The sequence below is a fragment of the Streptomyces barkulensis genome (assembly GCF_002843305.1).
Taxonomy (GTDB): domain Bacteria; phylum Actinomycetota; class Actinomycetes; order Streptomycetales; family Streptomycetaceae; genus Streptomyces; species Streptomyces barkulensis.
This window is the reverse complement of the sequence record NZ_PGSG01000022.1, coordinates 1-7,931: the sequence shown is the minus strand read 5'-3', so window position 1 is coordinate 7,931 and position 7,931 is coordinate 1. Positions and strand designations below refer to the sequence as shown.

The following is a 7,931-nucleotide window of genomic DNA, read 5'->3' as shown; positions in this document are numbered from 1 at the left end:
GCCAGCACATAGTACGTGTGGATGCCCTGGACAGTGAGGTCGTGGGTGCGCTGGCGCTTGGTGAAGGAGCGGACCTCGTCGACGGCGACAGTGGCCCCGTCGGGAGCACGCAGAGACATGCCGGGAGCGAGCTCGCCGGCGTCCAGCCACTTCTCTTCGCTCTCCACCCAGAAGGGGTGGGTGGTGGTGGAGACAAGAGAGGCGGGGCCGTCTTCGGTGGTGATGGTGAGGTCGACGAAGTGCTTGTCGTCCTCGGTGACGATGGTGGCGACGACCTCACGGGTGGTTGTCTCACCGGTCTCGGGATCGGTGACGACGACCTTGTCACCTATCTCGACGTCTTCGATGCTCTTGGTGGTGCCGCTGAGGTCGAAAGGGTGGGGTGACAGAGCTACGGAGGCTCCAACACGAGTCCGGTCTCGGCGATGAAGCCGTCGAGGATCTCGGGTCGGCGTTGGATGCCGCGTAGTCGGTTCTTCACGAGTGGGGTGAGGCCGTCGATCGTGCGGGGCGCGAGGTTGGCCAGGGACTTCTTCAGGTGGGCCCACACGCCTTCAACGGGGTTGAGGTCGGGCGCATAGGGCGGGAGCTTGACGATGGTCAGCCAATCGCTGTTGCGTTCGCAGAACTCCCGCAAGGACTTGGCATGATGGATGCTGGCGTTGTCCCACACCACGATCAGTGGGGCACCGCCGAGCTGCCGACGGGCAGAGGTCAGCAGGTCCGCGAACTCACGCGCCCGGAAGCCCTTCTTCTCGCCGGTCCGGCCCCGGTACGTTTGGGTCCGATAGATCAGACGGGTCTCGCAGCCCGGTCTGACGCAGACCATCCCCGCCATCAGGACCCGGCCGGAACCCTTCCCCGTCACCCTGACCAGCGGTGTCCGCCCGCGTCGTGACCAGGTCCGGCCCTTACCGGGTTTCAGGTCCTGTCCGGCCTCGTCCTCGAACACTATCCACGCGCCCAGGAGTTGGGCCGTCCTCTTACCCGTGACCACTGCTCCGTTCGCCACGCGGCAACGGCCTGTTCGTCCCGCTCGACGGCCCGGTGCACGGGAACCTGTGGTGACCAGCCCAGCCGGTGCAGCAGATACGACACCCCCCGCGGGGTGTACCGGTGACCGAACAGGCGGTGGATCAGCTCCGCGACCCTGGCCAGGGTCCACCGCTGGTCCTCGCTCCAGCCGTGCGCGGCCGGCCCGGCCTCAGCTCTGCCTGCAACCACTCGGCCTGGGCATCGCCCAGGCGGCACGGAAAGCCGCCAGAGGCCAGGGCCGCGCTGCCGCCCTCACACCAGACAGCGTGCCAGGCGTACGCCGACTTCCGCGCCACCCGTAACCTGCGGGCCACCTCCGGCGGCCGCACTCCCTGCTCGAACATCTCCGCGGCATCGAAACGCACCTTCTCACGCTTCGCCCGCCCCACAGCGGTCAGACCGCCGCCATCCGCATACCTCATGACGAGGATGTAGCACCTCCAACACCCGCTATCACCCCACCCTTTCAACCTCAGCGTCAAAAGCCTCAGAGGCCCCACCGGAGCCGTCACGGACTCCGGCGGAGCTTCTCCCGTTCAAATCACCGGATCATAATTCGTTGATGCCGGTTATTGCAGGGCGTATCTCTGCCTTGCGCGAGCCAGGACGTCTACCGCTTGCGTAGATCCAACACGCACTCGTACTGCGGGAGACGACACATCGAGAAGTGAATCTCCAAGCGCTGCGGCCAGGGCACGCAGAGCCCCTTCTCGTACGAGATCAAGCTCTCCCTCACTCTCGGCGATATCCGTCAATACCTGAGCCAGGCCGACCGGTCCTCCCACCTCTCGGAGGTGTCTACCCGCGATGGGAATGGCGATTTCTCGAACATCGCCATCAACATCCCAATCAACTCCGGCCAGGAAGCTCTGGAGCTCCGGCAAGAAGTCGGAAGACATCCCCCAGTAGTCGCAGAGAATCTGTAGTGCAAGCCGAGACAGCATGGGGTCCGCCGGCGTGCAGAGGTGCCTCTGCACGGCTTCCGCTTGGGCAGGCGAGCCCGCGATCCCAACCACGTGCAAGGCCGTATACAGGTCTCGTTGGTTTTCGCACCCCCCGGAGATCGCTTTCATGGCGACGCCGAACTCTTCATTGCCCAGCTTCCCGGATTTTGCCCGTTCGAGCGTTTCTCTAAAGTCTGCCATCAGTGCCTCGGGACATATTTCTCGGAGTAGTCAAGCAGTTTACTGGCTTGACTGAGCTCAGCTTGGAGCGCCGGGAAGCTTGGATCTTCGACTCCCACCTGAACCGCACCGGGTTCGGTAGGGACTCGATCATTTGAGAGGATCGAGTCATGGCACGTCCCTCCCCGTACCCGCTTGAGCTGCGCCGTCGTGCGGTGCGCATGGTCGCCGAGGTGCGGCCCGACTACGACACCGAGTGGGCCGCGATGAAAGCGGTCGCCGCAAAGCTCGGCATCGGCACGACCGAGACGCTGCGCACGTGGGTCCGCCAGGACGAGATCGATGCCGGCACCAGGCCGGGGACGACGACGGAGGAGTCCGCACAGATCAAGGCGATGAAGAGGGAGATCGCCGAGCTGAAGCGGGCCAACGAGATCCTGAAGGCGGCGGCGAGTTTCTTCGCGGCCGAGCTCGACCGGCCACACACACGCTCGTAGCGTTCATCGACGAGCACCGGGACCGCTTCGGCGGAGTCGAGCCGATCTGCCGTGTTCTGACCGAGCACGGCTGCAAGATCGCCCCGTCCACCTACTACGCCCACCACAAACGCCTGACGGCGCCCTCGGCCCGCACCGTTCGGGACGCCGAACTGAAGATCTTGATCCAGGAGGCATACGACACCAACTACCGTGTCTACGGCGCGAGGAAGATCTGGCGGCACCTGAATCGCCAGGGCCGGACCGCGGCCCGCTGCACCGTCGAACGCCTCATGCGCGAGCTCGGCATCACCGGCGCCGTCCGCGGCAAGAGAGTGGTCACCACGATCCCGGACCCCTCCGCGCCAAGGGCGCCGGACCTGCTGGACCGCGACTTCGTCGCCAGCGCGCCGAACCGCTGCCAGGTCGCTGACTTCGCCCATGTCGCCACGTTCTCCGGCGTCGTCTACGTCGCCTTCGTCGTGGACACCTTCTCCCGCCGGATCGTCGGCTGGTCCGCCTCGACCACGAAGCAGACCCGGCCCGTCCTGGACGCCCTGGACATGGGGCTGTGGCAACGTGATCGCGACCAACATCCACCCTTTCCAGGTGAGTTGGTGCATCACTCGGACGCGGGATCGCAACCTGGGTTCAACCAGTCGTTGCAACACTCCTGATCAGAGGGGTGTGTTGTGGGACGGCCAGCGGGTTGGATGACGGAGTTGACCGGGCGGTCGCCGATGAAGTCGCCGGGGCGGCCCTCGACGCGGCGGGAGGTCGAGCGGCTGTTCTGGCGGGAGATAGCCAAGGGGCTGACCAGTGAGGATGCGGCCGTCGCCGTCGGGGCTGCGCCGGCGGTGGGCACACGGTGGTTCCGGCATGCTGGCGGGATGCCGCAGATCGATCTTGCTGTCTCGGGCCGCTACCTCTCGTTCGCCGAACGCGAGGAGATCGCCCTGTTGCGCGTGCAGGGCGCCGGAGTACGGGAGATAGCCCAGCAGCTGGGCCGGGCGCCCTCGACGGTATCCCGGGAGCTGCGGCGCAACGCGGCCACCCGCGGTGGCAAGCTCGAGTACCGGGCCTCGGTCGCGCAGTGGAAGGCAGACCTGGTGGCCCGGCGGCCCAAGGAGGCGAAGCTGGCCGGGAACGAGCGGCTTCGGGAGTACGTCCAGGACCGCCTGCTGGGCGTGATCCGAGCCCCGGACGGCACGGTGCTTCCCGGGCCACAGGTTCCTGAATGGAAGGGGCGGAACAAGCCTCATCGCAAGGACCGCCGGTGGGCGAACGCCTGGAGCCCGGAGCAGATCTCGGCCCGCCTGAAGATCGACTTTCCCGAGGACGGATCCATGCGCATCAGCCATGAGGCGATTTACCAGTCCCTCTACGTCGAGAGCCGCGGCGGCCTCAAGCGCGAGCTCGTGGCCTGCCTGCGCACCGGCCGCGCCCTGCGCGTCCCACGGGCCAGGTCCCGCAACAAGCCGGGCGGCCACGTCACGAAGGACGTGGTGATCAGCCAGCGGCCCGCCGAAGCTGCCGACCGCGCCGTCCCGGGACATTGGGAAGGGGATCTGATCATCGGGCTGAACCGGTCGGCGATCGGCACGCTCGTGGAACGAAAGACCCGCTATACCATGCTCGTTCACCTGCCACGAGCCGAGGGCTACGGCACCATCGCACCGACCAAGAACGGACCCGCACTGGGCGGCTACGGCGCCGTGGCCATGAAGGACGCCCTGGCCACCAGGATGACCACCCTGCCCGATCAGCTCCGCCGGTCACTGACCTGGGACCGCGGCAAGGAGCTGGCAGCTCACGCCCAACTCACGGTCGAGACCGGGCTGCCCGTCTACTTCGCAGACCCGCACGCTCCCTGGCAGCGGGCCACGAACGAGAACACCAACGGGCTGTTGCGCCAGTACTTCCCCAAGGGCACCGACCTGTCCCGATGGAGCGGCGACGAACTGGCCGCCATCGCCACGGTCCTCAACTCCCGCCCCCGCAAGACCCTCGCCTGGAAGACCCCCGCGGAAGCCCTCAACGATCATCTACGATCAGCACAAGCCGGTGTTGCAACGACCGGTTGAATCCGCCCAATATACGTCCTTCACGCTGGCCGAGCACTTGGAGAAGGCCGGCATCGCCGCCTCGATCGGATCGGTCGGCGACGCGTACGACAACGCGCTGATGGAGTCCACGATCGGCCTCTTCAAGACCGAGGTGATCAAGCCGCAGCGGCCCTGGAGATCCCTCGCCCAGGTCGAGTTGGCCACCGCCGAATGGACCGACTGGTACAACCACACCCGGCTTCACGGTGAGATAGGGCACATCCCGCCCGCCGAATACGAAGCCAACCACTACCTGACAACCACGAAAGCCCAGGTCACAGCCAATATCTGAGATCTCTACCGAACCCGGTGCGGTTCAGGCGAACTCCTCGGCCTCCACTGGGACGACCTCGACCTCAACGCCGGAACGGCCAGCATCCGGCGCTCACTCCAGCGCACCCGCACCGGCGGCCTCACGCATCTGCCCACCAAGACCCGGGCGTCCGAGCGACGTATCGCCCTCCCCACCGAATGCGTCCACTCCCTCAAGGAGCACAGCGGACGGCAAGGCAAGGAGCGAGAGACAGCAGGACCGGACTGGAGCGACAGCGGCCTCGTATTCACCACGTCGACCGGACGGCCTCTCGACCCGGCCAACCTCACCCGCCGCTTCCTCGACCGGGCCGGGCTCCGGCGCATCCGCTTCCACGACCTCCGCCACTCGACCGCCACCCTCCTCCTGGAACAGGGCGTCGAACTCGTCGTCATCAAGGAACTCCTCGGCCACGCCCACATCGGCGTCACCGCCACCGTTTACGCCCACGTCAGGCTCCGCCTCCAGCGCGACGCCATCGACACTCTCAGTACCGCCCTTGACCGCCCTGCCAACAACGAGTCGACCCGCGACGACGGCAACGACCCGCCGCTGTGCGGAGCCACCGTCCACTGACGTTGCCGTCAACTACTGCCGTCAGACACCTCTGTGGCCCCGCCGGGAGCTTCCCGGCGGGGCCACAAATTTGCTCTTACACGCACCAGGAGATGCGATGCGGGGGTCAGGATTTCCGGCTACCGCCGAATATCACTCCCCACTCCACACTGCAATCTCCCCTCCTGGCATGCAGGTCACTCGCCGCCCCTTCGGCCCGACAAGCCCCCAGGCCTCATAATCGTCATCCGGTCGGACGGTCAGTTTCGTGCCGCTTTCAAATTTGATCAGGAGATCCCCGACCTTTCCTACCTCGGCCTCAGTAATCACGTCACGGGCCAGTCGAACGAGATAGAGGGCCGCAACCTCCGGGGATTCTGGATCGAAAGACACATGTTCCCCGGACGAGACCTGAAGAACCGCCTCGGTCTCGACGCGCAGCTCGTAATCCTCGCTGGTCAGGACCGTAAGAGCCGCATCGAAGCAGACACGGGTAACTGCTTGACCCTGAAGGTTCAAGTTCATGCCTACCACCCCACCGGAAGCGGATAAGTGCCATCAGGATTCATCGGGATATGCGTAGCCGCTTTCGATCCGGGTTTTCCGTCAAGCCCGATCGGCTGACCATGCTTGTTATGGAAACGCACATAGCCATTCGGGTACATGCCGGTCGGATTCATCACGCGAACCATGTCGGCATTTCCGGTCGACCCAGGCTTCTGCCACACACTTCCCTTGCCGTTATCAGCCGTCCGCGCCACCCAATCGTCACCCACGCCAGTGGGACGCTGAGGGCCGATGACGGGGGGACACGGTGTCGAATTGTGAACGAGGACCGGCGTCTCGCCCGCCAGCACATAGTACGTGTGGATGCCCTGGACAGTGAGGTCGTGGGTGCGCTGGCGCTTGGTGAAGGAGCGGACCTCGTCGACGGCGACAGTGGCCCCGTCGGGAGCACGCAGAGACATGCCGGGAGCGAGCTCGCCGGCGTCCAGCCACTTCTCTTCGCTCTCCACCCAGAAGGGGTGGGTGGTGGTGGAGACAAGAGAGGCGGGGCCGTCTTCGGTGGTGATGGTGAGGTCGACGAAGTGCTTGTCGTCCTCGGTGACGATGGTGGCGACGACCTCACGGGTGGTTGTCTCACCGGTCTCGGGATCGGTGACGACGACCTTGTCACCTATCTCGACGTCTTCGATGCTCTTGGTGGTGCCGCTGAGGTCGAAAGGGTGGGGTGACAGAGCTACGGAGGCTCCAACACGAGTCCGGTCTCGGCGATGAAGCCGTCGAGGATCTCGGGTCGGCGTTGGATGCCGCGTAGTCGGTTCTTCACGAGTGGGGTGAGGCCGTCGATCGTGCGGGGCGCGAGGTTGGCCAGGGACTTCTTCAGGTGGGCCCACACGCCTTCAACGGGGTTGAGGTCGGGCGCATAGGGCGGGAGCTTGACGATGGTCAGCCAATCGCTGTTGCGTTCGCAGAACTCCCGCAAGGACTTGGCATGATGGATGCTGGCGTTGTCCCACACCACGATCAGTGGGGCACCGCCGAGCTGCCGACGGGCAGAGGTCAGCAGGTCCGCGAACTCACGCGCCCGGAAGCCCTTCTTCTCGCCGGTCCGGCCCCGGTACGTTTGGGTCCGATAGATCAGACGGGTCTCGCAGCCCGGTCTGACGCAGACCATCCCCGCCATCAGGACCCGGCCGGAACCCTTCCCCGTCACCCTGACCAGCGGTGTCCGCCCGCGTCGTGACCAGGTCCGGCCCTTACCGGGTTTCAGGTCCTGTCCGGCCTCGTCCTCGAACACTATCCACGCGCCCAGGAGTTGGGCCGTCCTCTTACCCGTGACCACTGCTCCGTTCGCCACGCGGCAACGGCCTGTTCGTCCCGCTCGACGGCCCGGTGCACGGGAACCTGTGGTGACCAGCCCAGCCGGTGCAGCAGATACGACACCCCCCGCGGGGTGTACCGGTGACCGAACAGGCGGTGGATCAGCTCCGCGACCCTGGCCAGGGTCCACCGCTGGTCCTCGCTCCAGCCGTGCGCGGCCGGCCCGGCCTCAGCTCTGCCTGCAACCACTCGGCCTGGGCATCGCCCAGGCGGCACGGAAAGCCGCCAGAGGCCAGGGCCGCGCTGCCGCCCTCACACCAGACAGCGTGCCAGGCGTACGCCGACTTCCGCGCCACCCGTAACCTGCGGGCCACCTCCGGCGGCCGCACTCCCTGCTCGAACATCTCCGCGGCATCGAAACGCACCTTCTCACGCTTCGCCCGCCCCACAGCGGTCAGACCGCCGCCATCCGCATACCTCATGACGAGGATGTAGCACC

7 protein-coding genes and 4 pseudogenes are annotated in these 7,931 nt (G+C 66.0%); 5 read left to right on the top strand and 6 right to left on the bottom strand.

Annotated elements, in window-relative coordinates:
* Positions 1-332, bottom strand: a 332-nt coding sequence (locus tag CUT83_RS04590; RefSeq protein ID WP_241524767.1) for a polymorphic toxin-type HINT domain-containing protein, incomplete at its 3' end; no start/stop codon positions are given.
* A gap of 59 nt (positions 333-391) precedes the next feature.
* Positions 392-1,457, bottom strand: a pseudogene (locus tag CUT83_RS31695) (IS630 family transposase).
* Between the two features lie 872 nt (positions 1,458-2,329).
* Between CUT83_RS31695 and CUT83_RS29650 the strand changes: the two are divergent.
* The 5 genes and pseudogenes from CUT83_RS29650 to CUT83_RS04560 all read left to right on the top strand — a co-directional run.
* Positions 2,330-2,656 carry a transposase gene (locus tag CUT83_RS29650; protein ID WP_107490851.1) on the top strand — a complete coding sequence of 109 codons (327 nt, stop codon included), beginning with the start codon at positions 2,330-2,332 and terminating at the stop codon, positions 2,654-2,656.
* 5 nt (positions 2,657-2,661) lie between these two features.
* On the top strand, positions 2,662-3,312 hold the full coding sequence (locus CUT83_RS30265; protein WP_240957771.1) for an IS3 family transposase: 651 nt from the start codon (positions 2,662-2,664) through the stop codon (positions 3,310-3,312).
* A gap of 36 nt (positions 3,313-3,348) precedes the next feature.
* Positions 3,349-4,719, top strand: a complete 1,371-nt coding sequence (locus CUT83_RS04570; RefSeq protein ID WP_101254586.1) for an IS30 family transposase — start codon at positions 3,349-3,351, stop codon at positions 4,717-4,719.
* A complete protein-coding gene (locus tag CUT83_RS04565; protein WP_158238964.1) occupies positions 4,700-5,032 on the top strand; it encodes an integrase core domain-containing protein in 333 nt (110 codons plus the stop codon). The genes CUT83_RS04570 and CUT83_RS04565 overlap by 20 nt, the downstream gene beginning before the upstream one ends.
* A gap of 27 nt (positions 5,033-5,059) precedes the next feature.
* Positions 5,060-5,629 (top strand): annotated as a pseudogene (locus CUT83_RS04560) (site-specific integrase); the annotation flags it as partial.
* 132 nt (positions 5,630-5,761) lie between these two features.
* On the opposite strand, the gene CUT83_RS04555 reads toward CUT83_RS04560, so the two are convergent.
* The 4 genes and pseudogenes from CUT83_RS04555 to CUT83_RS31690 form a co-directional block, all read right to left on the bottom strand.
* Positions 5,762-6,133, bottom strand: a complete 372-nt coding sequence (locus tag CUT83_RS04555; protein ID WP_101254584.1) for a DUF6188 family protein — start codon at positions 6,131-6,133, stop codon at positions 5,762-5,764.
* A 2-nt stretch (positions 6,134-6,135) separates the two neighbouring features.
* Complete coding sequence (locus tag CUT83_RS30750; protein ID WP_241524768.1) at positions 6,136-6,384, bottom strand: hypothetical protein; 249 nt, start codon at positions 6,382-6,384, stop codon at positions 6,136-6,138.
* Positions 6,385-6,486: 102 nt separating this feature from the next.
* Positions 6,487-6,789: pseudogene (locus CUT83_RS30745) on the bottom strand (polymorphic toxin-type HINT domain-containing protein); the annotation flags it as partial.
* Positions 6,790-6,848: 59 nt separating this feature from the next.
* A pseudogene (locus CUT83_RS31690) lies at positions 6,849-7,914 on the bottom strand (IS630 family transposase).
* Positions 7,915-7,931 lie beyond the last annotated feature (17 nt).